The sequence below is a fragment of the Lysobacter yananisis genome (genome assembly GCF_031199375.1).
Lineage (GTDB): Bacteria > Pseudomonadota > Gammaproteobacteria > Xanthomonadales > Xanthomonadaceae > Lysobacter > Lysobacter yananisis.
Genome location: NZ_CP133568.1, coordinates 4,946,783 through 4,973,738, shown reverse-complemented (window position 1 = coordinate 4,973,738; position 26,956 = coordinate 4,946,783). Strand labels below are relative to the sequence as shown.

Genomic DNA, 26,956 nt, shown 5'->3' with positions numbered 1-26,956 from the left:
GGCCGACCGTCATGCGCAAGCGCATCCTCATCACCGGCGCCAGTTCCGGTCTGGGCCGCGGCATGGCCCGCGAATTCGCCGGCCTGGGCCGCGACCTCGCCTTGTGCGCGCGCCGGCTCGACCGGCTGCAGGCGCTCAAGGCCGAACTCGAAGCCGCGCACCCCGGCATCCGCGTGGCGGTGCGCAGCCTCGACGTGACCGACCACGACGCGGTGTTCCGGGTGTTCGGCGAACTGCGCGACGAACTCGGCGGCCTCGACCGGGTCGTGGTCAACGCCGGCATCGGCCAGGGCGCGCCGGTCGGCAAGGGCCAGTTCGCATTGAACCGCGCCATCGTCGAGACCAACTTCCTCGCCGCGCTGGCCCAGTGCGAAGCGGCGATGGAGACCTTCCGGGCGGCCGGGCAGGGGCATCTGGTGTTGATTTCCTCGATGAGCGCGATGCGCGGCCTGCGCGGCGGCCTGACCGCCTACGCCGCGAGCAAGGCCGGCGTGGCCGCGTTGGCCGAGGGCATCCGCACCGACATGCTGCGCAAGCCGTCGATCCGGGTCAGCACGGTGTTTCCCGGCTACATCCGCACCGAAATGAACGACGGCGCGCCGGCGGCGCACACCCCCTTCATCATCGACGAAGCCACAGGCTGCCGCCTGCTGGCGCGGGCGATCGAGAAGGAGCCGAACAAGGCTTACGTGCCGTGGTGGCCGTGGGCGCCGTTGGGGTGGTGGATGAAGCGCGCGCCGTTGTCGTGGGTGGCGCGGCTCAACTGAGCTGGCACAACACTTCGCGGGCTTTGTAGGAGCGGCGCAAGCCGCGACGGGCGAATCATCGGTTGCGATCGATTGCGATGCAGCTTGCATCGTCGCCGATTTGTCGTGGTCGCGGCTTGCGCCGCTCCTACAGGGGCTTCGGTCGGTATGAACGCCGCCACCTGCCGTCATTCCGGCGAAAGCCGGAATCCATTTTGATCTTGCCGTTGCCGTTGCCGTTGCCGTTGCCGTTGCTATTGCCTTTGCTTGTGCTCGCCCTTGAGCGCGATGCAGTAGCTCCGCAGCCCCGGAGGGCGTGCGCATGGATGCGCACGCGCGCCATGGGGCAGGATGCCCCTTATGGCGCGGCCCCGCGCCCGGTGCTGGACCTAGTGGCTCTTGATCCGAAAAAGAGAAGGCCTTTTCTTTGGTTACTTTCTTTGTGGCTTAAGACAAAGAAAGTGACCCGGCCGCTTGCGGACGGAAGCCCTTGATCTTCGCTTGTCGTCACAAGTGCGCACACGCAAAGAAGAACTCCACCGCGGCACGCCCCCCTGTAGGAGCGGCGCAAGCCGCGACCGTGCCATCGCAGCGAGGGCGAAAGTTTCGTCGTAGTTGCGTTGGCGCGGTCGCGGCTCGCGCCGCTCCTACAGTCGGGTACGCACCCCCTCGCCCGTCATTCCGGCGAAAGCCGGAACCCATGTTGACGTTGCTGCTGCTTTCACCATTATCGATGTTTTGTGTGACGACAAGCCACCATCAACAGCTTTCGTCCGCAAGCGGCCGAGCTACTTTCTTTTGTCAGCGCGACAAAAGAAAGTAGCCAAAGAAAAACGCTTGTTTAAGGTCAAAAGACACTGAGTCCAGCACCCGGCGCGGGGCTGCGCCATAAGGGGCATCCTGCCCCATGGCGCACGCGCGCATCCATGCGCGCGCCCTCCGGGGCTGCGGAACGTGGGCCTCGGGCGGGGTTGCGTCCAAGCTAAAAGCAAACGGCCACAGCAACAGCCAACGGCAAAATCAAAATGGGTTCCGGCTTTCGCCGGAATGACGGAGCGGGGAAGTAAAGCAGGGCAGATGAAGAGCGGAGTAGATGAAGAGCAAAGCAACTACGCGCGCCCGGCCCCGCTGCCCTCGCAACACTCCGCCGCCAGGTCCTGCAGGATCGGGCAATCCGGCCGATCGTCGCCATGGCAGCGCCGCGCCAGATCCTCCAGCGTGCGCTGCATCGTCTGCATCTCGCGGATCTTCTCCGCCAGCTCCGAGGCATGGTCCAGCGCCAGTCGCTTGACTTCGGCGCTCTCGCGCGAACGGTTGTCCCACAGCCCCAGCAAGGTCTCGATCTGCTTGATCGAAAACCCCAGCGAACGCGAGCGTTTGATGAAGCGCAGCCGGTGCAGGTCGGCGTCGCTGTACAAACGGTAGCCGGCGACGCTGCGCCCGGCCTCCGGAATCAGGCGGATGCTCTCGTAGTGGCGGATCATCTTCGCGCTGACCCCGCTGAGCTGGGCGGCCTCGCCGATGTTGTGCAGGCCCTCGGCCTTGGCCTGGGCCAGTTCGGGCGCGGTTGCGTGGCGGCTCATCGGTAGGGGACTCCTGATCGAACGGGCGCTGGCGTTCATGCCGGCTTCCAGCGGCGCAGCAGCAGAGTATTGCCCAACACGCTGACGCTGGAGAACGCCATCGCCGCGGCGGCGAACACCGGGTCGAGCAGGCCGAACGCGGCCAGCGGGATGCCGACGACGTTGTAGCCGAACGCCCAGAACAGGTTCTGGCGGATCTTGCGGGTGGTGCGGCGGGAAATGGCGATGGCGTCGGCGACCAGGGTCGGCTCGGTGCGCATTAGGGTGATGCCGGCGGCCTGCATCGCCACGTCGGTGCCGCTGCCCATGGCGATGCCGACGTCGGCGGCGGCCAGCGCGGGCGCGTCGTTGACGCCGTCGCCGACCATCGCCACCGCGCCGCCGCGGCCCAGGTCGGTCACCGCCGCGGCCTTCTGTTCGGGCAGCACGTCGGCGCGCACGTCGTCGATCCCGAGCTGTTGCGCGATCGCGTTGGCGGCGCCGGCGTGGTCGCCGGAGATCATCGCCGTGCGCAGGCCCTGCGCATGCAGCCGGGCGATCGCCGCGCGCGCGCCGGGACGCGGCGCGTCGCGGAAGGCCAGCAGGCCCAGCACCTGCGGCGCGGCGCCCAGGCGCTCGCGCGCCAGCCACGACACGCTGTGGCCGTTATCGCCCAGGGTCTGCGCCTGTTCGCGCAGCGCGCCCAACTCGGCGCCGGCTTCCTCCAGCATGCGCGTGCTGCCCAGCGCCAGCGCTTCGCCGCCGACGTTGCCGCGCACGCCGCGGCCCGGCACGGCGCGCACCTGGGCGGCGCCGAGCGGCGCGGCGCGCTCGGCCGCGGCGGCGACCAGTACTGCCTTGGCCAGCGGATGCTCGCTGCCCGACTGCAGCGCGGCGGCGCGCGCGAGCAGGCCGGCGCGGTCGCCGTCGGCGGCGATCCATTGCGCCAGCACCGGCTTGCCCTCGGTCAGGGTGCCGGTCTTGTCGAAGGCGACGATGGCGATGCGGTGCGCGGTCTCCAGCGCTTCGGCGTCCTTGATCAGGATGCCGTGGCGCGCGGCCACGCCGGTGCCGGCCATGATCGCGGTCGGCGTGGCCAGGCCCAGCGCGCAGGGGCAGGCGATCACCAGCACCGCCACCGCGTGCAGCAGCGCCTGGCTCCAGTCGCCGCTGTAGACGCCCCAGCCGATCAGGGTCAGCAGCGCCAGGCCGATCACCACCGGCACGAACACCGCGCTGACCCGGTCGACCAGGCGCTGGATCGGCGCCTTCTTGGCCTGCGCGTCCTCGACCAGGCGGATGATCCGCGCCAGCGCGCTCTCCGCGCCGACCGCCAGGGTCTCGACCACGATCCGGCCCTCGCCGTTGACCGCGCCGCCGGTGACCGTGTCGCCTTCGCCGCGCGCCACCGGCAGCGATTCGCCAGTGATCAGCGATTCGTCGGCGTGGGTGCGGCCCTCGCGGATGCGGCCGTCGGCGGGAATGCGCTCGCCGGGCAGGACCACGACGCGGTCGCCGACCTGCAGCTCGGCGATGGCGATCTCGCGCTCGACCCCGTCCTTGAGCACCCGCGCCCGCGCCGGTCGCAGCGCCTGCAGCGCGCGGATCGCGGCGGTGGTCTGGCGCTTGGCCCGCGCTTCCAGCCACTTGCCGAGCAGGATCAGGGTGATGATCGCGGCCGAGGTCTCGAAGTACAGCGCCATCGTCTCGCCGCGCAGCAGGTGATACAGGCTCAGGCCGTAGCCGGCGCTGGTGCCCAGCGCGACCAGCAAGTCCATGTTGCCGCTGCCGGCGCGCAGCGCGGCCAAACCGGCGCGGTAGAAGCGCGCGCCGAGCCAGAACTGCACCGGCGTGGCCAGGGCGAACTGGACCCAGCCCGGCAGCATCCAGTGCTGGCCGAACAGCAGGCCGATCATCGGCGCGACCAGCGGCAGGGTCAGCGCCGCGGCGAGCAGCAGGTGGCGGGTCTGGCGCGACAGCGCGGCCTGGGCCTGGGCTTCGCGCGCGTCGATGCGGCCGGCGTGGGCGGGATCGCCGGCGGCATCGGCCGGCGCCGCCGAACCGCCGCCGCCGTCGCCCGGGCCGTCGCCGCCCGGCAGCTGCGCGCGATAGCCGGCGCGGGCGACCGCGTCGATCAGCGCCGCCGGCTCGACCGAACCCAGCGCCTCGACCCGGGCGCGCTCGGTGGCGAGGTTGACCGTGGCCGCGATCACCCCGGGCACCGCGCGCAGCGCCTTCTCGATCCGGCCCACGCACGAGCCGCAGGTCATGCCGGTCACGTCCAGGGTGGTCTCGCGGGTCGGCACGGTGTAGCCGGCCGCGGTCACCGCGGCGACGATCTCGGCCGGCCCCAGCGGCGCCTCGTAGGCGACCTCGGCGCTTTCGGTGGCGAGGTTGACGGTGGCCTCGGCGACCCCGGGCAGGGCGCGCAGGGCCTTCTCGATCCGGCCGACGCAGGAGCCGCAGGTCATGCCGGCGACGTCGAGCCGCAGGCGCTGCAGGGCGGTGGAGGGAAGGGCGGTAGCGTTCATGGACGAGTCCTGGTTGGCTGACGCCGCACAGGTTGGGGCTTGCCATGATGGTAAGGTCAAGGTTGATCGCGCGGCGTGAGCCGGCCCCGCCCGGATCGGCCCGCCCGGATCGGCCGGTTCGGGACGAATCGGTGCTCAAGGGCGCTGAAGGGTTCAGTCGCACCGGCCGCGACCGCCCGGCCGCAGGCTGGCCGGTGCCACAATCGCCCCCATATCCACACCATCCCCGCATCGCCCTCCGGCAGGCCGCTCGCCATGGCCCCAGACGCCCACCCCGCCCACCCCGCGCTCGACGCCTTCCATCCGGCGATCGCCGCGTGGTTCCGCGCCGCGTTCCCGGCGCCGACCCGCGCGCAGGAACTGGCCTGGCCGAACATCCGCGCCGGCCGCAACACCCTGGTCGCCGCGCCGACCGGTTCGGGCAAGACCCTGACCGCATTCCTGGCCGCGATCGACGCGCTGGTGCGCGAAGGCCTCGAACACGGCTTGAGCGACGAAACCCGCGTGGTTTACGTGTCGCCGCTGAAAGCGCTCTCCAACGACATCCACCTCAACCTGGACGCGCCGCTGGCCGGCATCGCCGAACGCCTGCGCTCCATGGGCCTGCCCGACCCGGGCATCCGCACCGCGGTCCGCACCGGCGACACCCCGGCCGGCGAGCGCACCGCGATGCGCAAGCGCCCGCCGCACATCCTGGTGACCACGCCGGAGTCGCTGTACGTGCTGCTCGGCTCCGAATCGGGGCGGGCGATGCTGGCGAGCGTGCGCTCGGTGATCGTCGACGAAATCCACGCGGTCGCCGACGACAAGCGCGGCAGCCACCTCAGCCTGAGCCTGGAACGCCTGCGCGAACTGTGCGCGCGGCCGCCGGTGCGGATCGGCCTGTCGGCGACGCAGAAGCCCATCGACGAAGTCGCGCGCTTCCTGGTCGGCAGCGACGCGGTCGGCGCCGACGGCGCGCCCGATTGCGCCATCGTCGACATCGGCTACGACAAGCGCCGCGACCTCGCCCTGGAGCTGCCCGGTTCGGCGCTGACCGCGGTGATGTCGCACGACCAGTGGGACGAGGTCTACCAGCGCGTGGCCGAACTGGTCGGCGAACACCGCACCACGCTGGTGTTCGTCAACACCCGGCGCATGGCCGAGCGCGCGGCGAAGCACCTCGCCGACCGGCTCGGCAAGCAGGTCGTGGCCGCGCACCACGGCAGCCTCTCGCGCGAACTGCGCCTGGACGCCGAACAGCGGCTCAAGCGCGGCCAACTGCGGGTGCTGGTGGCGACCGCGTCGCTGGAACTGGGCATCGACATCGGCGACGTCGATCTGGTCTGCCAGCTCGGCTCGCCGCGCGCGATCGCCGCGTTCCTGCAGCGCGTCGGCCGCGCCGGCCACCACGTCGGCGGCGTGCCCAAGGGCCGGCTGTTTCCGTCCTCGCGCGACGATCTGGTCGAATGCGCGGCGCTGCTCGACAGCGTGCGCCGCGGCGAACTCGACGCCTTGCGCATCCCGCCGGCGCCGCTGGACGTGCTGGCGCAGCAGATCGTCGCCGAAGCGTCGATGCGCGACTGCGGCGAGGACGAGCTGTTCGCCTGCGTGCGCCGCGCCTGGCCGTACGCGCGGCTGGAGCGCGCCCAGTTCGACGCGATCGTGCGCATGCTCGCCGACGGCTTCGCCACCCGGCGCGGGCCGCGCGCGGCCTATCTGCACCGCGACGCCGTGCACCGGCGCCTGCGCGCGCGGCGCGGCGCGCGCATGACCGCGGTGATGTCCGGCGGCACGATTCCCGACACCGGCGACTACGCGGTGGTGCTGGAGCCCGAGGCGACGGTGATCGGCAGCGTCAACGAGGACTTCGCGGTCGAGAGCCTGGGCGGCGACGTGTTCCAGCTCGGCAACGCCAGCTACCGCATCCTGCGGGTCGAACCGGGCCGGGTGCGGGTCGAGGACGCGCAAGGCCAGCCGCCGAACATCCCGTTCTGGCTCGGCGAGGCGCCGGGCCGAACCGACGAGCTTTCGCACAGCGTCTCGCGCCTGCGCGCGGCCGCAGGCGCGGCGTTCGAGCGCGCCGGCGACAGCGCCGGAGCGGCGCGGCTGCTGGCCGACGAGTTCGCGCTCGACGCCGCCAGCGCGCTGCAGCTGGCCGATTACCTCGGCCGCACCCGCCAGGCGCTGGGCTTGGTGCCGACCCAGGACGTGCTGGTGTTCGAGCGCTTCTTCGACGAATCCGGCGGCACCCAGCTGGTGATCCATTCGCCCTACGGCAGCCGTATCAACAAGGCCTGGGGCCTGGCGCTGCGCAAGCGCTTCTGCCGCAAGTTCAACTTCGAACTGCAGGCGGCGGCGACCGAGGACGCGATCGTGCTGTCGCTGTCCACCAGCCACAGCTTCCCGCTCGAGGACGTGGCGCGCTATCTGCATTCGGCCTCGGCGCTGGACGTGCTGATCCAGGCGCTGCTCGATGCGCCGCTGTTCGGCGCGCGCTGGCGCTGGGTCGCGACGACCGCGCTCGCGTTGCCGCGCTTCGCCGGCGGCAAGAAGGTCGCGCCGCAGTTGCAGCGGATGAAGAGCGAGGACCTGCTGGCGACTGTGTTTCCCGATCAGGTCGCCTGCGCCGAAAACCTGGCCGGCGAGCGCGAAGTGCCGGAGCATCCGCTGGTCGAACAGACCTTGCGCGATTGCCTGTCCGAGGCGATGGACAGCGACGGCTGGCTGCGCATGCTGCGGCGGCTGGAGGCCGGCGAGATCCGCGTGGTCGGCCGCGACGTCACCGGCCCGTCGCCGATCGCGGCCGAAGCGCTCAACGCCAAGCCGTACGCTTTCCTCGACGACGCGCCGATCGAAGAACGCCGCACCCAGGCGGTGATGGCGCGCCGCTACGGCGACGCCGACAGCGCCGACGATCTCGGCCGGCTCGATCCGCAGGCGATCCAGGCGGTGCGCGAGGAGGCGTGGCCGGAGGTGCGCGACGCCGACGAAATGCACGAAGCGCTGATGGGGCTGGGCTTCGTCGCCGCCGAGGAAGCCGACGCGCACGGTTGGGACGGCTGGCTCGGCGAACTCGCGGCGAACGGCCGCGCGACCGCGCTGCGCCTGCGCAGCGACGATGCCGCGCCGGCTTGGTGGATCGCCACCGAAAACCTGCCGCAGGTCATGGCGCTGTTCGCGCAGGCCGCGGCCGCGCCGGCGGTGCGGGTGCCGCGGGAATACGCCGACGTCGAATGGAGCGCCGAGACCGCGCTGGTGGAACTGCTGCGCGCGCGCCTGACCGGGCTGGGGCCGACCACGGCCGCGCGCCTGGCGAGCGATGCGCGGCGCGAACCGTCCGAGGTCGAACTGGCGCTGCTGCGGCTGGAATCGGAAGGCTACGTCATGCGCGGCCGCTTCGAGCCCGAGAGCCTGCTCGGCGGCGACGAACAATGGTGCGAGCGGCATCTGCTCGCGCGCATCCATCGCTACACGGTCGGCCGCCTGCGCCGCGAGATCGAGCCGGTGGCGCCGCGCGACTACGCGCGCTTCCTGTTCGACTGGCAGAAGCTGTCGCGGGCCTCGCGCATGAGCGGTCCGCAGGCGCTGCAGGCGGTGCTGGCGCAACTGGAAGGTTTCGAAGCGCCGGCCTCGGTATGGGAAAGCGAATTGCTGCCGGCGCGCATCGGCGACTACGAATCGGCCTGGCTCGACGAACTGTGCGGCGCCGGCCGGATCGCCTGGGCGCGGCTGCGCCCGTGCAACGCCAGCGCCGACGCCGGCGTCGAACCGGCCGTGCCGCAAGGCGTGCCGAGCGTGCGCCAGACCCCGATCGTGCTGCTGCCGCGACGCGCGCTGGCGGACTGGCAATGGGCCGCCGGCCGCAACGCCGACCCGGCGCCGGTGTCCTCGCGCGCGCAGCGCGTGCTCGACGCGCTGGCCGCGCGCGGCGCGTCGTTCTTCGACGAACTCGAACGCTCCGCGCACCTGCTGCGCACCGAACTGGAAGAGGCGCTGGGCGAGTTGGTGGTGCGCGGGCGCATCACCTGCGACAGCTACGCCGGCCTGCGCGCGCTGCTGGTGCCGCCGTCCAAGCGCGCCGGCGGCCACGGCCAGCGCCGCCGCCGCGCGCTGCTGACCGAATTGTCGGACGCCGGGCGCTGGTCGCTGACGCGGCCGGACGAGGCGTCGCCGGCGGGTCAGGCGCAGGCCGATCAGGCGCAGGCGTCGGCAGCCGCCGCCGAATCGGTCGAACACATCGCCTGGCGCCTGCTCGAACGTTACGGCGTGGTGTTCTGGCGGCTGATCCAGCGCGAGGCGGCGTGGCTGCCGCCGTGGCGCGACCTGCTGCGGGTGTACCGGCGGCTGGAAGCGCGCGGCGAGATCCGCGGCGGCCGTTTCGTCAGCGGCATGACCGGCGAACAGTACGCGCTGCCCGATGCGGTGGCCGCGCTGCGCCAGGTGCGCCAGCGCGAGCGCGACGGCGACATCGTCTGCGTGTCGGCGGCCGATCCGCTCAATCTCACCGGCGGCGTGCTCGCCGGGACCAAGGTGCCGCGCATTCCCGGCGCACGCATCGCCTTCCGCGACGGCGTCGCGGTGGCGAGCCTGCTGGCCGGGCAGGTGGAGTGGATCGAGGAACTGCCGGCGGACGCGCAGCGCGAGGTGCAGCGGCTGCTGCAACGGCGTCCCGGCGGCGCCGCCGCGGCGGCCGATACGCGCATCGATGAAGTCATGCGCCATCTGGGCTTGAGCGTTCGCTGAGGCGACCGGCGGCGCAATCTGAGCGGTTCAGCGCGGAACCGCGACGCAGTTCCGTCGTGGCGGCAAACGATGTGAAGCGGCGCGGCGCGGATGCGCGCAATCGCGCTGCGTCGCGGCGATTGGACGCAATCGCATTCATCGTTGCGCCGCATTCGTTAGCGCGAACATGAACGCGAAAACAATGCGCTTGCGCTGTATCGACACCCTCTTCGCGCGGCAGGGTGGCATGGTGCCCGACGGGGGCCGTGATCGAAGCGAAAGCGCGAACGCGCACGCGGAAACCGACGACGCGTCCGCACTCTTGTTCGCAGCATTCGCCTCCCGCACCGGCGCGACGGATCGGTACGCGCGCCGCCTTCTTCGAGGAACCGCAATGCGCCTGGAATCCCTGCAGACCGCCGGCCAACGCCGCTCCGCCGCCGTCGCGCCACTCGCCGCCGCGCCTTCGCCGATGTCGCCCGACGCGGTCGATCTGGACTCGGAACTGAGCTATTGGCGCGCCAACTACCGCCTGCTGTTCGGGCGTCCCGGCTTGCGTTTCAGCGACTACGAGCCGGCGGTGAAGCTCGGCCTGGATGCGTACGTGCGCGGCCAGGTCGAAGACTGGCCGGAACTGGACGAACAGCTGCGCGACCGCTATCGCCGCGTGCATGGCGCTTCGCGCCTGGACTGGGACGATGCGCGCGCGGTGGCCGTGGCCGCCTGTGAACGCATCCAGCGCGAGCGCGGACGGCGGTGAGCGCGCTGCGCCGCGGCTTCGAGCGCGGCGCCAAGGCGGCGTCGCGATTCGCCGGCCACCCGCTGTGCTTCGGCCTGGCGGTGGCGGTGGTGGTGGCTTGGGTGGTGTCGGGGCCGCTGTTCGGTTTCTCCGACACCTGGCAGTTGGTGATCAACACCGGCACGACCATCGTCACCTTCCTGATGGTGTTCCTGATCCAGAACTCGCAGAACCGCGATGCCGCGGCGGTGCAGATCAAGCTCGACGAACTCATCCGCGCCACCCGCTCGGCCGAGAACGCGCTGCTGGATCTGGAAGAGCTCGACGAGGACGCGCTGGAGCGCTTTCGCAAACGCTACGAAGAACTCGCATGCAAGGCGCGCGACGAAGCCCGGCGGCGCGAGGCCGACGGCGACGTCGATTCGCGGCGCGATGCCCGGGAGCGACACCGGGCCGAAGAAAAGCGCGAACTGCGCGACATGAGCGAAGACCGTGGACACCGGCGCGGCGCCGGGCGCGACAACTAAGCGTCCCCGCTGTTTGTGGGAGGGCCTTCAGGCCCGACGCTCTCCGCTCCGATCACTGCGACCGGAGCGGAGAGCGTCGGGCCTGAAGGCCCTCCCACATGGGTTATCGCTTGCCCATTCACGCCGTCCTCCAGGATTACTCGGCCATGACGCCGCGCGCATGAACCCGCGACCTCGCCTTAACGCCACGCAGGTCGGCGCTTAACCCGCTGCCCGTTAGCGTGGAATCCGACAACACGCGACGCATTGCCTGCGGCGAACGCTGCTCGCAGCAATCGCGCCCTCTACCGGGCCGGGCGATCCGGCCCCACGCTATCGGAGACCGAACATGCCCCGCGGCGACAAGTCGTCTTACACCGACAAGCAAAAACGCCAGGCCGAACACATCGAGGAGAGCTATCGCAAGGAAGGCGTGCCGAAGCAAGAAGCCGAGGAGCGCGCCTGGCGCACCGTCAACAAGCAGGACCACGGCGGCAAGAAATCCGGTTCGGGCCGCAAGGATTCGCATTGAGTAGAACCTGCGCGCCCGCAACCCCATCGCCGCTCATTCGCAGCGCACGCGCTGCATATTCGGAGAAACCGCATATGAAAACCGCGCACATGAAGACCCTGTCCATCGCCGCCGCGCTTGGCTTGGCGCTGTCCACCGCCGCCGGCGCGCAGACCGCCGGCACCCGCGCCGATGCCGCGCAGGATCCTGCCGCGACCGCCGCCGGCGATTCGCAGCAGCCGGTCGGCGATACCTGGATCACCACCAAGGTCAAGACCGAATTGATGGCGACCAGCGGCGTGCCGGGCACCGACATCAAGGTCGAGACCGTCAACGGCGTGGTCAAGCTGTCGGGCAGCGTCGACAAGGCGCAGGCCGACAAGGCCGCGTCCATCGCGCGCAACATCGACGGCGTCAAGAAGGTCGACACCAGCGGCCTGACGGTGTCGAAGGCGCGCTGATTCCGTCGCGGCCGCCGGGGCGGCGCGGAACGCGGCGCGGGCAGGGGGCGCCGCGGCCCGCGCGCCGCGCATCCCCGACCGGCCGCGCCGGCGGAGCGAACCGTCATGACCAAACTCGCCGACCGTGTCTACCGCGACCCCGCCGACCTGCGCCGCCTGACCGCGTTGGTCGAGCAACTGCCCGACGAAGGCCTGGTGGACCTGCAATTGGTCGACGGTAGCTGGCGCGCGGCGGTGGTGACCACGCGGCCGAGCCTGCAGACCTTCCTCGACCGCGACGGCCGCGAGGGCATCAATGCGGTAGTGCGGATCGACGATCCGCGCACCGGCCGCAGCGATTACCTGTGGATCGACGAACTCGCGCAAGTGCGCCCGATCCATTCGGCCCAGCGTCGTTTCACCGATTAAACGCGACAGATCGAGCGCGAGGCCGAGATTTGCGCGCGTCAGTCGGCGCTCCCTTGGTTTGGGCCCGTCGCGCCATCGCGCGCAGCGCGCTTGGTCCTAATTATCGGAAAAGCGCATCGATCCAGTTTCCAGGAGTAACCACATGCCCACCTGCGATGTCTGCGGAAACGACTACGACAAGGCATTCACCGTGACCATGCCCGATCGCGGCGGCACGTTCGACTCGTTCGAATGCGCCATACACGCGCTGGCGCCGCGCTGCGCGCACTGCGATTGCCGCATCGTCGGCCACGGCGTGGAGCACGCCGGCCGCTACTATTGCTGCGCGCACTGCGCCGGCCATGCCGGCGTGCAGGGAATCCGCGACCGCGCCTGAGCCGCCGCGCGGTCCGGGGCGGCGATGCGACGGCGGGCCGTGAGCGAACGTGAACCAGGCCTCATCGCGGCCGATGTGAACGCGTTCTGCACACCGCGCTCGCGGGCGCTGGGGGAAGATCGGCCCATGTCCTTTCTGCGCAGCCGCGAACCCGAACGCCCCGCCGGCGCCAGCGAAGGCCGCGGCTTCGTCTACGTGCTGCCCTGCGCCTACGAGGACCTGCTCAAGATCGGTCACTCGCGCAATCCGCTGGAGCGCGCGCAGGCGCTGCAGCCGCGCTATTTCGAATTCTTCGATCTCGACCGCGCCTTCGCCGTGGAAGTAGATAAGGTGCGCGAAGCGCGCGCGCTCGAACATGCGCTGCACGCGCGCTTGCGCGAGCACAACGCGCCTGCGCCGCTGACCGTTCGCGCACAGGCCGCCGGCCTGGGCGAGTGGTATCGCGGCGCCTGGACGCAGTTGCAGGACGAGGCGACGTGTTGGCAAGCGCAGGGCCATCGCCTGCACCGGCCGCTGTCGGCGTGGTTCGCGCGCGAACTGGCCGGGCAGGGCGAGGCGCTGTATGCGCGCGCCGAGGCGCTGCTGGCGCAACTGCAAGGCGACACCGCGGCGCTCGACGACCCCGCGCTGGCGCCGTTGCGGCGCAACCTGCTCGACACCCTCGACGCGCACCGCGCGCTCGCCGGCGATCTCGACCGGCGCCTTCCGGCCGCATTGCTGGACTGGTACCGGCGCGGCGGCCGCCCCGTTCCCTAGGCCCAACGCTCAGGAGTGCACTATGACCAAACTCGACAAACCGCTGCGGCGCGAACTGGACATCGACGGCAAGGCCTACACCCTGACCGTCGACCCGGATGGATTGAAGCTGACCGAAAAAGGCCGGCGCAACGGCGTCGAACTGCGCTGGTCGGCGCTGGCCTCCGGCGACGACGCCGCGGCTCCGACGCCGCCGCTGTCGCAGTAACCCGGCGGCGCAGGCAATCCGATTGTAGGAGCGGCGCAAGCCGCGACCGCGAATCCACCACTGCGGCGAAGCTTTCGGCGTAGCCGAGTTGTCGCAGTCGCGGCTCGCGCCGCTCCTACAGTCGCTGCGCCCAGCCACGTTTGCCCCTGAAGGAGCGGCGCAAGCCGCGACCGCGAAACCACCGCTGCGTCGAAGCTTTCGGCGTAGCCGAGTTGTTGCAGTCGCGGCTCGCGCCGCTCCTACAGTCGCTGCGTCCAGCCACGGTTGCCCCCTGTAGGAGCGGCGCAAGCCGCGACCGCGAATCCGCAGCGATGGCGAAATCCGCGCCCCGAGCCGTTGCCGCCTCCAGGCAACCTTCAGTGGCCGCGAACCCGGAACGCCGCGCTGATGCGCGCATCGGTCACGCCCGGGTCCTTGGGGATGCCGTGGTCGTAGTGATGCTGCGAGGCGTGGCTCATCACCAGCAGGCTGCCGGGTTCGAGTTCGATATGCCAGCTCGCATGCGGTTTGCGCTTGGCCCGGATCGTCATGCGCCGGGTCGCGCCGAGCGACAGCACCGCGATGGGCTGGCCGGGGACGAGGTCGTGCAGTTTGTCGTTGTGCGGGGCGACGCTGTCGCGTCCGTCGCGGTAGAGGTTCAAGCCGATGCTGTCGAACGGCGCGGCGAGGACTTCGCGTACCCGCCCGGCGGCGGTTTCCAGCAGCGGCGGCAGCCGGTCGCGGCCGATGCGGTAGCGGGCGACGCGGCGCGGCACTTCGACCAGGCGTTCGTACATCAACCGTTGTTCGCTGTTCCACGGCGCGCTGTCCCACAGTTCGGCGAACAGGCGCGCGCACCAGTCGGGCGCGAACACGTCGGGCAGGTAACGCACGCCGCCTTCGGCATCGAGGATGGGTTGCTGCGGTTGCGCGGCGAACAGCGAGGCCTGGTGCATCCGCGCAGTCTGCGCGGGCGCCGTCTCAGTCTGCGAGACGGTGCCGCGTCGCGCGCCGCAACCGCTATCCGGCGAGCGCGGCGCTCGCGGTGTCAGCCGCCCTTGGGCCGCCGCTCCAGCTTCGGCAGGAACCATGCGAGCAGGCCGATCGCTGGCAGGTAGGCGCACAGGCGGTACACGGCCTCGATGCCGATATGGTCGGCCAGTTGCCCCAGCGCGGCCGCGCCCAGGCCGCCCATGCCGAAGGCGAAGCCGAAGAACAGCCCGGCGATGACGCCGGTGCGGCCGGGCACCAGTTCCTGCGCGTAGACCAGGATCGCCGAGAACGCCGAGGACAGGATCAGGCCGATGATCACCGTCAGCACCGTGGTCCAGCCCAGGTTCGCGTGCGGCAGCAGCAGGGTGAACGGCAGCACGCCGAGGATCGAGAACCAGATGACGTAGCGGCGGCCGATGCGGTCGCCGATCGGTCCGCCGGCGAGCGTGCCCAGCGCGACCGCGCCGAGGAACACGAACAGATGTACCTGCGCGCTTTGCGCGCTGACCCCGAACTTGTGCATCAGGTAGAAGGTGTAATAGCTCGACAGGCTGGCCATGTAGAAATACTTGCTGAAGATCAGCAGGCCCAGCACCGTCATGGTCGCGACGATGGTCTTGCGCGGCAGCTTCGGCGCGGTGGCGGCGCGCGCGCCGGCCTTGCGCTGCAGCGGAATCTGCTCGCGATACCACAGGCCGATGCGGCTCAGCAGCAGCATCGCCGCCAGCGCCGCGAACGCGAACCAGCCGACGCTGCCCTGGCCGCGCGGCATGACGATGTACGCCGCCAGCAACGGCCCCAACGCCGAGCCGAGGTTGCCGCCGACCTGGAACAGCGATTGCGCCAGGCCGTGGCGGCCGCCGGAAGCCATGCGCGCGACCCGCGAGGACTCGGGGTGGAACACCGACGAACCCGAACCGACCAGCGCCGCGGCCAGCAGCAGCACCGGGAACGTGGTCGCGCGCGACAGCAGCAGCAATCCGCTGAGGGTGAAGCCCATGCCGATCGCCAGCGACCACGGCATCGGGCGCTTGTCGGTGTAGATGCCGACCAGCGGCTGCAACAGCGAGGCGGTGACCTGGAAGGTCAGGGTGATCAGGCCGATCTGGCCGAAATCCAGGCGGAAGGATTCCTTCAGCAGCGGATACAGCGCCGGCAGCAACGACTGGATCATGTCGTTGAGCAGATGGCAGACGCTGAGCATGCCGAGGATCGGCAGGGCGATCTTGTTCGCGGTCTCGGCGGCGGGCGGTGCGGCTTGGAAGTCGGGAACCGGCGGTGCGACGGCGCTGTCGGCCGTCGCGGGGGAGGAGGTATCCAGGGAGGTCATGGCGGAAGGCGGCGGGGAAGGGAACGCCGGCGGCGGAGCCGGGCGGCGCGGCCCGTTCAGTAAACGCCTGCGCGGCCTTGCCCGCGTTATAGTTCGGGTCAACATTCTTCGAGATCGGGCCAATGCGCAATGTCCTGGCCGGGCAGGCCGACCAGTTGCCCGGGCGGATCGTGGCGACCTCCAACGAATACCCCACCGGCCACCGCATCGCCCGCCACAGCCATCGTCGCTCGCAGCTGCTGTACGGGGCGCACGGGATCATGGTGGTCGGCACCCAGGCCGGGCGCTGGATGGTGCCGCCGGAGCGCGCGGCCTGGATTCCCGCCGGCATGGCCCACGACGTGCACGTGCTGGCGCAGATCAGCACGCGCAGCATCTACGTCGAGCCGGAGGTCAGCGCGGCGTTGCCGGGCGATTGCCGGGTGATCGGGGTGTCGACGCTGATGCGCGAACTGCTGCTGGAGACGCTGGACCTGCCGCTGCAGGCCGACACCGCCGGCGGCTCGCGCCCGGACCTGATCTACTCGTTGATCGTGCGCGAGATCGAACGCGCGCCGGTGTTGCCGCTGGATATTCCGTTCCCGTCCGAACCGCGCCTGGCCGCGCGCTGCCGCGCCTACCTCGCCCAGCCGTCGCCGCACGACGGCATCGACGACTGGTGCCGCGACCTGGCGATGAGCCGGCGCACCTTCACCCGCCGCTTCCGCGCGCAGACCGGCAGCAGCTTCGCCCAATGGTGCCGGCAGGCGGCGATCTTCGCCGCCTTGCCGCGGCTGGCCGCGGGCGAGCCGATCACCGCGTTGGCGCTGGACCTGGGCTACGAAAGCGCGTCGGCGTTCACGACCATGTTCAAGCGATTGATCGGGATGCCGCCGAGCCGCTACCTGGCGACGGCGCGGGCGTATGCGCCGGAGCGCTAGCGGTTCGGCGTTGCCAGAGCGAAGCCCGCATCGGTCGCGCCGATGCATGGCCGACTGTAGGAGCGGGGCAAGCCGCGACCGCGACACAACGCTTGCGGCGTAAGCGTCGTCGCAGTTGCGTTCCCGCGGTCGCGGCTCGCGCCGCTCCTACAGGGAGAAACGCGGTCCGACGAAGCGATTGTCGGACGCAGCGACTGTAGGAGCGGCGCAAGCCGCGACCGCGACACTGCGCTTGCGGCGCTCCCGTCCAGGAAGCCAGCCCCGGCTTCAGCCGATCGCTTTCGCCGCTTCGTCGATCAACGCCGCCACTTCGGCCGGCTTCGATGCCAGCGAGGCGTGGCTGGCTTCGAGCGTGATCGTCTTGCTCGGATTCATCCGCGCCGACATGCGCTGTTGGTTCTGCGGCGCGATCATGCGGTCGTGGGCGGAAATCTGGTACCAGGTCGGCTTGGACTTCCAGGCCGGCGTCGAGATGGCGTCGCCGAAAGTGCTCGCCAGCGGCGCTTTCTGGGTCACCGCCATCACCAGGCCTTCTTCGGCGCTGAGGTCCTGGCAGAAGCTTTCGTGGAACTTGTCGGCCTTCAGCCACAGGTAGCCGTCGCTGTCGGGGGCGAGGTTCGGCGCCGCTTCGGGCAGGTGTTCCTGGGTGATGCCGCCGGGGCTCTCGCCGCTGTCGGGCGCGAACGCGGCGATGTAGACCAGGCCGGCGACCTTGTCGTGGTTGCCGGCCTCGGTGATCACCGCGCCTCCGTAGGAATGGCCGACCAGCAGCACCGGGCCCGGCGCCTGTTCGATCATCTTGCGGGTGCGGGCGGCGTCGTCGGCCAGCGAGGTGAGCGGGATCTCCACTGCCCGCAGGTCGGTGTAACCCTTGCGCGAGAGTTCGACGATGGTCTTGGCCCAATGCGCCGCGCCGCCCCAGAAGCCGTGTACGAGAACGATGGTGGGTTTGCCGCTCATATCCTTGACCCCAGGTTGGGTGAATGCGCCAACGCGATGTTCGTACGGCGGCCGGTTGGCGTCGGCGGCTGCGCCCGCGCCGCGGTCGTGCGTCGGAAGCGGCGGGGTACCGAAATTTCCATAGCCGCAAACCAGGGCGCGTGAATTTTCGATGCGCGCTTTTAATGTTGCTGAATGCTGCGGGATTCATGGTTTTGGCTATCGAAATAGCCAAGGCTGCTGGACGGCTCCGGTTGACCGTGTGTGCGTTCGTCGGCGGGTTCGCGCACGCGGCGCAGGCCGTCGGCGTTGTCGTCGCCCCGGGACGGTTCGATCCGATGCCGACCGCGGAGTCGGACCCAGGCGGACGAGCATGGCGAGGACGCGGCGTTGTCGTGGCACGGCCCGGGCCGCCGCGGCGCAGCGACTGCAGGAACGGTGCAAGCCGCGAGCGCGGCACTACGCTTGCGGCGCTGGTTTCGGCGCGGTTGGGTTGTCGCGGTCGCGACTCGCGTCGTTCCTACAGGGGCTCTGTCGCCGCGGCCCGGGTTATTTGGCGATCAGCAGGAACAGCGAGCGGGCCTGCGCGCCGTAGGTCGTGTTCTCGCCGCCGATCAGGGTCTCGCTGCCGGGTGCGGCGACCGCGTTGGGGCCTTCGTTCCAGGTCGCGGTGTCGGTCACGCGGTACCACTGCTTGCCGTTGCCGGGCCATGGCAGGACGAAGTTCACCGGCCCCGACCAGCCGTTGTAGGCGACATAGATCGCGCTGGCGCTGTCGCCGAATTCGCTGCCGTCGATGCGCCAGGCCAGGGCGTGGTTGTCGGCGCCGTTGAAGTAGGCGCTGTCGGCCTGCGCGCCGTCGGGCTTGAACCAGCGCAGTTGCTCCATCGCGTTGCCGTTGTTGTCGCTGCCCGAATAGAAGTTCGCCGGGCGCAGCGCCGGATGCGCCTTGCGGAACGCGATCAGGCGCTTGCTGTAGGTCTCGTGGTCGGCCTCGACCGCGCTGCGGGTCCAGTACAGCCAGTTGGCGGCCGAGTCGAGGTTGTAGGTGTTGTTGTTGCCGAACTGGGTGCGCAGGGCTTCGTCGCCGCCGGTGATCATCGGCACGCCGGCGCTGAGCATCAGCAGGGCCAGCCCGGTGCGCGCGGCCTTGCGCTGGTCGGCGACGATGCCGCCCTGGTTCCAGCTCAGGTTGTGGTCCTCGCCGCCGTCGGACGGCCCGTACGGCCACGGCTGGTTGTTCTGCTTGTCGTTGTAGGCGTACAGGTCGTTGAGGGTGAAGCCGTCGTGGGCGACCACGAAGTTGATCGAATGCCAGGGCTTGCGGCCGTCGTCGCCGTACAGGTCGTTGGAGCCGGCCACGCGCGTGGCCAGGGTGCCGGGCGTGACCGTCTCCACGCCGAGCTTGTTCTGCTTCTTGCGCAGCGCGTCGCGGTACAGGCCGTTCCACTCGGCCCAGCCGGCGGGGAAGCCGCCGACCTGGTAGGAGTTGCCGCCGATCGCCCACGGCTCGGCGATCAGGTCGAGGCCGGTGCCGCCGGCGGCCGGGCGCGGCGGCAGCTCGGCGACGATGCGGTTGAGCGCGTTGCCGCTGTCGTTTTTGTCGAAGTTGAAGCAGCCGTGCTGGCAGCTGTTGCCGAGCACCGAGGCGAGATCGAAGCGAAAGCCGTCGACGCCGAGCGCGTCGCGCCAGTAGGCCAGCGAATCGACGATGAGGTTCTGGGCGACGGGATGGCGGGTGTTGTAGTTGCCGCCGACGCCGGTGTTGTCCCAGGGGTATTTGTAGTCGCTGGTCAGCGAGTAATACGCCGGGTTGTCGAGGCCGCGGAACGACAGCAGGTTGTACACGCTGAGCCCGTCGGTACCGCTCCACGGGCCGCCTTCGCCGGTGTGGTTGTAGACCACGTCGATGTAGACCTTGATGCCCGCGTCGTGGAAGGCCTTGACCATCGCCTTCCATTCGCGGGTCGGTCCGCCGGCGGATTTGTCGTAGGCGTAGCGGCGGTCCGGGGCGAAATAGTTGAGGGTCATGTAGCCCCAGTAGTTGTCGCCCGCGGTGGAGTTGGGGTCGACATCGTTCTGGTCGTTCTGCGCTTCCTGCACCGGCAGGAACTCGACCGCGGTGACGCCCAGCGCGGCCAGCGCCGCGGCCTTGCGCGCGGCGCCCTTGTAGGTGCCGCGCTCGGCGGCGGGCACGCTGTCGTCGTTGCGGGTGAGCCCGCGCACGTGCACTTCGTAGATCACCTCGTCCTTGAGCGCGCGGGTCGGCTTGCTGCCGGTGGACGTCGCATCCGCGGCCAGCGCGATGCCCTTGCTCGCGCACAGGCCGCTGTCCTTGTTGCGGTGCGCGGCGCCGGTGGCGTAGATCGTGCCGTCGGCGCAGGTCGCGGTATTCGGGTCCTGGCTGATTTCGCGCGCGTAGGGATCGAGCAGCAGCTTGTTGGGATTGAAACGGTTGCCGGCGTTGTCGACGTCGCTGACGAAGCCGGCGGCGCTGCCCTTGGTCCAGGCGGCGTCGTAGGGCCAGTTCGGGCCCCAGGCGCGGTAGCCGTAATAGACCGTGCCGGCGATGCCGTAGGTGTTCTTGATCGTCGCGGTCGGCAGCGACAGCGACCACACCTGGGTCGCGGCGTCCTTGCTCAGCGCCAGACGCGCGACTTCCTGGGTGCCGGTCGGGTTCTTGTACAGGAACACCTCGACGCGGGTGGCGCGCGAGGAATAGACGCGGAACGCGAGATTGGCCTGGGCGGCGTCGTAGCGCGCGCCGAGTTGCTGCGCGTCGATGGCGGCGTGGGCCGGGTTCAGCGCGCAGGCCAGCGCGGCCAGGGCGAGGGCGCGCAGTGTCGCGCCGGCGCGTCGCCGCTGGCTCGGTCGGTGTTCGTCCATCATCGCCGTTCTCCGTGATCGCGCGCGCCGCGAAGGTCGCGGGCATCTGCGACGACTGTAGGAGCAAGCCGCAGCGCAGCATGGTGCGCTGCAATCGTATTCATGCGGAGCAGGCCGATGCGTATCACAACGCGCGAATCTCCACGCCGTCATCCCCGCGAAAGCGGGGATCCAGAGACTTCAGAGCGTTGTCGCGATAAAGCCCTGGATCCCCGCTTTCGCGGGGATGACGGCAGGGCGGGGCGATTCGGCTGGACTCGATTCGATCCGCGAACCGGGCCGAAGGCGCGACCGTATGTGTCCCGCCCGCAGCGGACTCACTTGATCCGATGCTTGCCCAGCTTGCGCGCCAGGGTGCGCCGGTGCATGCCCAGGCGCCGCGCGGTTTCGGAGATGTTGAAGTCGGTCGCCGCCAGCATTTCGTGGATGCGTTCCCATTCCAGGGTCTTGATCGAGGTCTGGCGCTCGGTCAGTTCGACGTTGACGTCGCCCTGCGCGCGGCCGAACGCGGCTTCGATGTCGTCGGTGTTGGACGGCTTGGCCAGGTAGTGCAGGGCGCCGAGCTTGATCGCCTCGACCGCGGTGGCGATGCTGGCGTAGCCGGTCAGCACCACGATCAGCATGTCCTCGTCGTGGGCGTGCAGCGCCTGCACGCAGGCCAGGCCGGAGTCGCCGCCGGCGAGCTTGAGGTCGACCACGGCGTAGCCGGGCGTGTGTTCGCCGAGCAGCGCCTGCACCTCGGCCAGGTTGCTGGCGTTGTGCACGAGGTAGCCGCGGCGCTCGAACGAGCGCGTCAGCGTGCGCGCGAACGCGGCGTCGTCCTCGACGATCAGCAGCCGGCGCGGCTCGTCGTCCTCGTCGTCGAATCCCGGCGGCAGCGGCGGCAGTTCCTCACTCATCCGACGACTCCGGCGGCGTCAGCGCGGCCAGCGGCAGGCTCATGGTCACCACCGCGCCGCTGGGTTCGCGGTTGCGCGCGACCATGCTGCCGCCGAGCTGGCGCGCCACGTTGAGGGCGAGGAACAGGCCCAGGCCGCCGCCGGGGCGGCCCTTGCTGGACTGATACGGCTTGCCGAAATGCGACAGCATCGCCGGGGCGAAACCCGGGCCGGCATCGCTGACCCGCAGCACCAGCCGGTCCTCGTCGCGCCAGGATTCCAGCCCGACCCAGCCGGGCGAGGCCTCCAGCGCGTTGTCGAGGACGTTGCAGATCATCTGCTTGAGGCCCGAGTCGGAAATGATCGCCACATCCTCGCCGAAGCCGTTCTCGTAGTCGAATCCGCGCACCGGCCGGGTGGTGCGCCATTCGCCGACCAGGTCGTCGAGGAATTCGGCCACGGTGGTGATCGCCGGCGCCTCGCCGCGCGCTTCGCCGGCCGATAGCAGGATGCCGGTGACGATGCTCTTGCAGCGGGTCAGCTGGGTCTGCATCTCGTCGAGTTCCTGCAGCAGCTCGGGCTGCTGGGTGAACGGCGGCATCCGCCGCCAGTCGCCGAGGATCACCGACAGCGTCGCCAGCGGCGTGCCCAGTTCGTGCGCGGCGCCGGAGGCGAGCAGGCCCATGCGCACGATGTGCTCTTCCTCGGCGGCGCGCTGGCGCAGGTCGGCCAGGCGCTGGTCGCGCGCGCGCAGGTTGCGGCCGATGCGGGTGATGAACACCACCAGCAAGGTCGCGTTGAGGGCGAAGCACAGCAGCAGGCCCTGCACGTAGGGATCGCGCAGGCCGCGGGTCGGGTCGGCCGGAATCACCACCGGGCCGGCGAACGCGGTCAGGGCGATGAAGCAGGCCGTGGTCACCACCACCACCGCGCAGCTGGCCCAGGTGCGCAGCAGCACGCAGGCCAGCGCCACCTGCAGCAGGTACAGGAACACGAACGGATTGGCCGCGCCGCCGCTGAGGTAGAGCTGCGCGGTCAGGGTGAGGATGTCGACCAGCAGGGCCAGGAACAGCGCGCCGTTGGTCACTTCCTCGCGCTTGCGCCAGCGCAGCATGCTGACCAGGTTGAACGCGGCCAGGCAGGCCAGCACGATCGCCATCGGCATCAGCGGCAGCTTGATGCCGAAGCCGTAGTGGACGAAGACGATGGTGGCGACCTGGCCGATCACCGCGATCCAGCGCAGCTGGATCAGCTGGTGCATGTTCTTGACCCCGGTGCCGTCGCGCGAGGCCGGGAGGGGCGGGGCGAGCTGCATGCGTTTGGGCAGGAACGAGTGAAGAGGAGTGAGGAGCGAGTAAAGCACGGCAGGCGGGCGGAAGCGGCGGGGAGGCGTTGCGGCGGTCGACCGGCGTTGCGGCGCTAGGCGGCCGCGGCGCGGCGCCGGGCTTCTTCCCGCCACACCCTCCAGCCCGCCCACAGCACCATCAGGGCCAGGGCGAACCAGGTCAGGGCGTACTGCAAATGGTGGTCGGGGAACTTTATCACCGTGAGTCCGCCGACCGGCCATTGCGGCGCGGTGCGCAGGTCGCCGGGCAACGGCGCGGCGCGCTCGGCGTCGACGAAGTAGGGCGCGACGGCGCCGTCGAGCTTGCGCGCGGCGGCGATCGCGGCGACATCGCGCGAGAACCAGCGGTCCTGCCCGGGTTGGTTGTCGCGCAGGAAACCGCCGCCGGGTTCGCTCAGCCGCAGCAGGCCGGTGACCACGGCCTCGCCGGGCGGCGGCGGCGCGGATTGCGCGGCGCGCGCGTCGGGCACGTAGCCGCGGTTGACCAGCACGGTGTAGCCGGCGTCGGTGCGCAGCGGGCTCAGCAGCCAGAAGCCCGGCCCGAGGTCGGTGACTGCCTGCACCCGGGTGTCGGCGCCGGGCAGCCAGCGCCCGCGCAGCCGCACGTGGCGGTATTCGTCGCGCGCCGCGCTCACGCCGGGCCACTGCGCCGGTGCCGGCGGATCGCCGGGTTCGGCGTACACGCGCGACTCCACCCGCTGGATCAGATCGCGCTTCCAGCCCAGCCGCTGCACCTGCCACGCGCCGAGCGCGATCAGGCCGGCGAACAGCGCCAGGAACACGGCGCCGATCAGGCCGAGGACGAAGGAACTGCGCGGCGGTTTGACGCTGGTCGCCATGGGATGGCCTCGTGCGGAAGACGAGAGGGGCGAGCCGGTTGCGTGGGGATCATAGCCCTGCGGGGACCGGGGCGGGGTAGGAGCCGCGGAAACTGCGCGCGGATTGCCGGCAAAGGGCCGGCTGAAGTCTCTGGATCCCCGCGTTCGCGGGGATGACGTGCGGGCGGGAGCGCGGTGAGTGCGAACCGCGCCGCCGCCGACGCCGGGAAACCGCGAAGAGGAGCGCTATCCACTCACTCCTCCCCGCTATCTCCTACGGCTTTCAGGGCATGTTCCGCATCTCGTGCGGCATCGGCATCATGTTCACGTTCAAGTGGTGCATGACCCACAGCGAACCGGCCAGGGTGATCACCACGATCACGATGGTGAAGATCAGCGCGAGCATGTTCCAGCCGCCCTCCGACTTCGTGTTCATGTGCAGGAAGTAGACCATGTGCACGACGATCTGGATCACGGCGAAGGCCAGGATCACCGCGGCGGTGACGCCCGAGGACGGCAGCACCTTGGCCATGACCAGCCAGAACGGGATCGCGGTCAGGAACACCGACAGCAGGAAGCCGATGGTGTAGCCCTTGACGGTGCCGTGGTAGTCGTCGTGCTCTTCGTGGTCGTGGCCATGATCGTCGTGGCCGTGCGCGTTGTCGTGGTGTTGCGCGGACTGGGTCACGGCAGCACTCCCATCAGGTAGACGAAGGTGAAGACGCCGATCCAGACGACGTCGAGGAAGTGCCAGAACATCGACAGGCACAACAGGCGGCGGCGGTTCGGCGCGGTCAGGCCGTGCTTGCCCAGCTGCACCATCAGCACCACCAGCCAGACGATGCCGAAGGTGACGTGCAGGCCGTGGGTCGCGACCAAGGCGAAGAACGAGGACAGGAACGCGCTGCGCTGCGGGCCGGCGCCTTCATGGATCAGGTGGGCGAACTCGTACAGCTCCAGGCCGATGAAGGCCAGGCCGAACACGCCGGTGATCGCCAGCCAGCCCTGCACCGCGGCCAGCTTGCGCTTGGTCATCGCGATCATCGCGAAGCCGTAGGTGATCGACGACAGCAGCAGCATCGAGGTGTTGATCGCCACCAGCTGCAGGTCGAACAGGTCCGCGCCCGACGGGCCGGCCGCGTAGCTGCGGCCGAGCACGCCGTAGGTGGCGAACAGCACCGCGAACACCAGGCAGTCGCTCATCAGGTAGAGCCAGAACCCGAGCAGGGTGCCGTTTTCCGGATGGTGCTTGCCCTTCAGGTCCAGGAAGCGCGAAGCCGAAGAGGCCGGCTGCGCCTGGGCGTGGGAGAGGATGGCGGTGGCGTCAGACATGGGCGGCGGCCAGTTGTTGCGTGCGCAGGTTTTCCGTGGCGGTCACTTCGTCCGCCGGGATGTAGTAGTCGCGCTTGTAGTTGAAGGTGTGGACGATCGCGGCGACCAGCATCGCGGCGAAGAACACACCGGCGACCAGCCACATCTGCCAGATCAGGGCGAACGCGCAGACGGTGCTGAGCAATGCGATGACCAGGCCGGCGGCGGTGTTCTTGGGCATGTGGATGGCCAGGAAGCCCGAGGTCGGACGCTGGAAGCCGTTCTGCTTCATGTCGTGCCAGGCGTCGTTGTCGTGCACGACCGGGGTGAAGGCGAAGTTGTAGGCCGGCGGCGGCGACGAGGTCGACCACTCCAGGGTGCGGCCCTGCCACGGGTCGCCGGTCGGGTCGCGCAGCTTCTCGCGGTTGCGGATGCTGACGAAGATCTGGATCAGCATGCAGGCGATGCCGATCGCGATCAGCGCGGCGCCGAAGGCGGCGATGAGGAACCAGATCTGGATCGAGGGATCGTCGAAGTGGCTCATGCGCCGGGTCACGCCCATCAGGCCGAGCACGTACAGCGGCATGAACGCGAAGAAGAAGCCGATCTGCCAGAACCAGAACGAGCACTTGCCCCAGAACGGATCGAGCTTGAAGCCGAAGGCCTTGGGCCACCAGAAGTTGATGCCGGCGAACAGGCCGAACAGCACGCCGCCGATGATCACGTTGTGGAAGTGGGCGATCAGGAACAGGCTGTTGTGCAGGACGAAGTCGGCCGGCGGCACCGCTAGCAGCACGCCGGTCATGCCGCCGATGGTGAAGGTGACCATGAAGCCCACCGTCCACAGCATCGGCACCTCGAAGCGGATGCGGCCGCGGTACATGGTGAACAGCCAGTTGAAGATCTTCGCGCCCGTCGGGATCGAGATGATCATCGTGGTGATGCCGAAGAACGAGTTGACGCTCGCGCCCGAGCCCATGGTGAAGAAGTGGTGCAGCCACACCAGGTACGACAGGATCGTGATCACCACCGTCGCGTAGACCATCGAGGCGTAGCCGAACAGGCGCTTGCCGCTGTAGGTGGAGACGATCTCGGAGAAGATGCCGAAGCACGGCAGGATCAGGATGTAGACCTCGGGGTGGCCCCAGATCCAGATCAGGTTCACGTACATCATGGGGTTGCCGCCCAGATCGTTCGTGAAGAAGTTGGTGCCCGCGTAGCGGTCGAGCGAGAGCAGCACCAGCACCGCGGTCAGCACCGGGAACGCGGCCACGATCAGCACGTTGGTGCACAGCGAGGTCCAGGTGAACACCGGCATCTTCATCATGCTCATGCCCGGCGCGCGCATCTTGACGATGGTGGCGATCAGGTTGACGCCCGACAGCAAGGTGCCGACGCCCGCTATCTGCAGCGCCCATATGTAGTAGTCGACGCCGACGCTGGGACTGTAGGCGATGCCCGACAGCGGCGGGTAGGCCAGCCAGCCGGCGGTGGAGAACTCGCCGACGAACAGCGACACCATCACCAGGCCGGCGCCGCAGGCGGTCATCCAGAAGCTGAAGTTGTTGAGGAACGGGAACGCCACGTCGCGCGCGCCGATCTGCAGCGGCACCACGTAGTTCATGAAGCCCGTCACCAGCGGCATCGCCACGAAGAAGATCATGATCACGCCGTGGGCGGTGAAGATCTGGTCGTAGTGGTGCGGCGGCAGGAAGCCGGCGTTGTCGCCGAAGGCCATCGCCTGCTGCATGCGCATCATGATCGCGTCGGCGAAACCGCGCATGAGCATGACCAGCCCCAGCACGATGTACATGATGCCGATCTTCTTGTGGTCGATGCTGGTGAACCACTCGTTCCAGAGATAGCCCCAGAGCTTGTAGCGGGTCAGCAGCGCGAGCACGGCGACGCCGCCGAGCGCGACCATGGCGAAAGTAGCGATCAGGATCGGCTCGTGCAGCGGGATCGCGTCCCACGTGAGCCGGCCGAAAATCAGCTTGGCGAGGTTGGATTGGTCAGACATCTTCGCTCCGAAGTCCGCGTGCGGACCTG

Annotated in this window: 24 protein-coding genes; 11 read left to right on the top strand and 13 right to left on the bottom strand. The window is 69.7% G+C overall.

Annotated elements, in window-relative coordinates; genetic code table 11:
• Positions 1-11: 11 nt before the first annotated feature.
• Positions 12-767 carry an SDR family oxidoreductase gene (locus RDV84_RS20535; protein ID WP_078995687.1) on the top strand — a complete coding sequence of 252 codons (756 nt, stop codon included), beginning with the start codon at positions 12-14 and terminating at the stop codon, positions 765-767.
• Between the two features lie 1,088 nt (positions 768-1,855).
• Here the strand turns inward: RDV84_RS20535 and cueR are convergent.
• Both cueR and RDV84_RS20525 read right to left on the bottom strand, forming a co-directional pair.
• Positions 1,856-2,329, bottom strand: a complete 474-nt coding sequence (gene cueR, locus RDV84_RS20530; protein ID WP_250442646.1) for a Cu(I)-responsive transcriptional regulator — start codon at positions 2,327-2,329, stop codon at positions 1,856-1,858.
• Positions 2,330-2,364: 35 nt separating this feature from the next.
• Positions 2,365-4,839 carry a heavy metal translocating P-type ATPase gene (locus RDV84_RS20525; RefSeq protein ID WP_309151430.1) on the bottom strand — a complete coding sequence of 825 codons (2,475 nt, stop codon included), beginning with the start codon at positions 4,837-4,839 and terminating at the stop codon, positions 2,365-2,367.
• A gap of 255 nt (positions 4,840-5,094) precedes the next feature.
• Here RDV84_RS20525 and RDV84_RS20520 point away from each other — a divergent pair, with 255 nt between their 5' ends.
• The 3 genes from RDV84_RS20520 (at position 5,095) to RDV84_RS20510 (ending at position 10,809) form a co-directional block, all read left to right on the top strand.
• Complete coding sequence (locus RDV84_RS20520) at positions 5,095-9,564, top strand: DEAD/DEAH box helicase (RefSeq protein WP_309151429.1); 4,470 nt, start codon at positions 5,095-5,097, stop codon at positions 9,562-9,564.
• Positions 9,565-9,730: 166 nt separating this feature from the next.
• Positions 9,731-10,303 carry a hypothetical protein gene (locus RDV84_RS20515; protein ID WP_309151428.1) on the top strand — a complete coding sequence of 191 codons (573 nt, stop codon included), beginning with the start codon at positions 9,731-9,733 and terminating at the stop codon, positions 10,301-10,303.
• Between the two features lie 5 nt (positions 10,304-10,308).
• Positions 10,309-10,809: a low affinity iron permease family protein gene (locus RDV84_RS20510; RefSeq protein ID WP_309153761.1), complete on the top strand. Its 501-nt coding sequence runs from the start codon at positions 10,309-10,311 to the stop codon at positions 10,807-10,809.
• Here RDV84_RS20510 and RDV84_RS26930 read toward each other — a convergent pair.
• Positions 10,806-10,907: a DUF6053 domain-containing protein gene (locus tag RDV84_RS26930; RefSeq protein WP_425608223.1), complete on the bottom strand. Its 102-nt coding sequence runs from the start codon at positions 10,905-10,907 to the stop codon at positions 10,806-10,808. The genes RDV84_RS20510 and RDV84_RS26930 overlap by 4 nt on opposite strands.
• A 230-nt stretch (positions 10,908-11,137) precedes the next feature.
• Between RDV84_RS26930 and RDV84_RS20505 the strand changes: the two genes are divergently transcribed.
• The 6 genes from RDV84_RS20505 (at position 11,138) to RDV84_RS20480 (ending at position 13,508) form a co-directional block, all read left to right on the top strand.
• Positions 11,138-11,320, top strand: a complete 183-nt coding sequence (locus tag RDV84_RS20505) for a hypothetical protein (protein ID WP_057947477.1) — start codon at positions 11,138-11,140, stop codon at positions 11,318-11,320.
• A gap of 74 nt (positions 11,321-11,394) precedes the next feature.
• Positions 11,395-11,760, top strand: coding sequence for a BON domain-containing protein (locus RDV84_RS20500; protein ID WP_309151427.1), 366 nt, complete (start codon positions 11,395-11,397; stop codon positions 11,758-11,760).
• A gap of 105 nt (positions 11,761-11,865) precedes the next feature.
• Positions 11,866-12,168 (top strand): DUF3247 family protein, encoded by a 303-nt coding sequence (locus tag RDV84_RS20495; RefSeq protein WP_057947479.1) that lies wholly within the window; start codon positions 11,866-11,868, stop codon positions 12,166-12,168.
• 142 nt (positions 12,169-12,310) lie between these two features.
• Positions 12,311-12,544: a hypothetical protein gene (locus RDV84_RS20490; RefSeq protein WP_057947480.1), complete on the top strand. Its 234-nt coding sequence runs from the start codon at positions 12,311-12,313 to the stop codon at positions 12,542-12,544.
• A 126-nt stretch (positions 12,545-12,670) separates the two neighbouring features.
• Positions 12,671-13,300, top strand: coding sequence for a GIY-YIG nuclease family protein (locus tag RDV84_RS20485; protein ID WP_309151426.1), 630 nt, complete (start codon positions 12,671-12,673; stop codon positions 13,298-13,300).
• 22 nt (positions 13,301-13,322) lie between these two features.
• Positions 13,323-13,508 (top strand): hypothetical protein, encoded by a 186-nt coding sequence (locus tag RDV84_RS20480; RefSeq protein WP_078995694.1) that lies wholly within the window; start codon positions 13,323-13,325, stop codon positions 13,506-13,508.
• Between the two features lie 356 nt (positions 13,509-13,864).
• On the opposite strand, the gene RDV84_RS20475 is transcribed toward RDV84_RS20480, so the two are convergent.
• Both RDV84_RS20475 and RDV84_RS20470 read right to left on the bottom strand, forming a co-directional pair.
• Positions 13,865-14,443, bottom strand: a complete 579-nt coding sequence (locus RDV84_RS20475; RefSeq protein ID WP_309151425.1) for an alpha-ketoglutarate-dependent dioxygenase AlkB — start codon at positions 14,441-14,443, stop codon at positions 13,865-13,867.
• A 92-nt stretch (positions 14,444-14,535) separates the two neighbouring features.
• Entirely contained in the window at positions 14,536-15,810 is a 1,275-nt protein-coding gene (locus RDV84_RS20470; protein WP_425606217.1) for an MFS transporter, read from the bottom strand.
• Positions 15,811-15,932: 122 nt separating this feature from the next.
• Between RDV84_RS20470 and RDV84_RS20465 the strand changes: the two genes are divergently transcribed.
• On the top strand, positions 15,933-16,730 hold the full coding sequence (locus RDV84_RS20465; protein ID WP_309151424.1) for an AraC family transcriptional regulator: 798 nt from the start codon (positions 15,933-15,935) through the stop codon (positions 16,728-16,730).
• A gap of 267 nt (positions 16,731-16,997) precedes the next feature.
• Here the strand turns inward: RDV84_RS20465 and RDV84_RS20460 are convergent, their stop codons facing one another.
• The 8 genes from RDV84_RS20460 to cyoB form a co-directional block, all read right to left on the bottom strand.
• The gene (locus tag RDV84_RS20460; RefSeq protein ID WP_309151423.1) at positions 16,998-17,690 is read right to left on the bottom strand and encodes an alpha/beta hydrolase; all 693 of its coding nucleotides are present in this window, start codon (positions 17,688-17,690) and stop codon (positions 16,998-17,000) included.
• Positions 17,691-18,218: 528 nt separating this feature from the next.
• A complete protein-coding gene (locus RDV84_RS20455; RefSeq protein ID WP_309151422.1) occupies positions 18,219-20,558 on the bottom strand; it encodes a glycogen debranching protein in 2,340 nt (779 codons plus the stop codon).
• 314 nt (positions 20,559-20,872) lie between these two features.
• The gene (locus tag RDV84_RS20450) at positions 20,873-21,454 is read right to left on the bottom strand and encodes a response regulator transcription factor (RefSeq protein WP_057947488.1); all 582 of its coding nucleotides are present in this window, start codon (positions 21,452-21,454) and stop codon (positions 20,873-20,875) included.
• A complete protein-coding gene (locus RDV84_RS20445) occupies positions 21,447-22,748 on the bottom strand; it encodes an ATP-binding protein (RefSeq protein ID WP_078995698.1) in 1,302 nt (433 codons plus the stop codon). The genes RDV84_RS20450 and RDV84_RS20445 overlap by 8 nt, the downstream gene beginning before the upstream one ends.
• 104 nt (positions 22,749-22,852) lie before the next feature.
• Positions 22,853-23,617: an SURF1 family protein gene (locus RDV84_RS20440; protein ID WP_309151421.1), complete on the bottom strand. Its 765-nt coding sequence runs from the start codon at positions 23,615-23,617 to the stop codon at positions 22,853-22,855.
• Positions 23,618-23,879: 262 nt separating this feature from the next.
• Positions 23,880-24,284 carry a cytochrome o ubiquinol oxidase subunit IV gene (gene cyoD / locus RDV84_RS20435; protein ID WP_309151420.1) on the bottom strand — a complete coding sequence of 135 codons (405 nt, stop codon included), beginning with the start codon at positions 24,282-24,284 and terminating at the stop codon, positions 23,880-23,882.
• On the bottom strand, positions 24,281-24,928 hold the full coding sequence (gene cyoC, locus RDV84_RS20430; RefSeq protein ID WP_057947492.1) for a cytochrome o ubiquinol oxidase subunit III: 648 nt from the start codon (positions 24,926-24,928) through the stop codon (positions 24,281-24,283). The genes cyoD and cyoC overlap by 4 nt, the downstream gene beginning before the upstream one ends.
• Positions 24,921-26,927 carry a cytochrome o ubiquinol oxidase subunit I gene (gene cyoB / locus RDV84_RS20425; protein WP_057947493.1) on the bottom strand — a complete coding sequence of 669 codons (2,007 nt, stop codon included), beginning with the start codon at positions 26,925-26,927 and terminating at the stop codon, positions 24,921-24,923. The genes cyoC and cyoB overlap by 8 nt, the downstream gene beginning before the upstream one ends.
• Positions 26,928-26,956 lie beyond the last annotated feature (29 nt).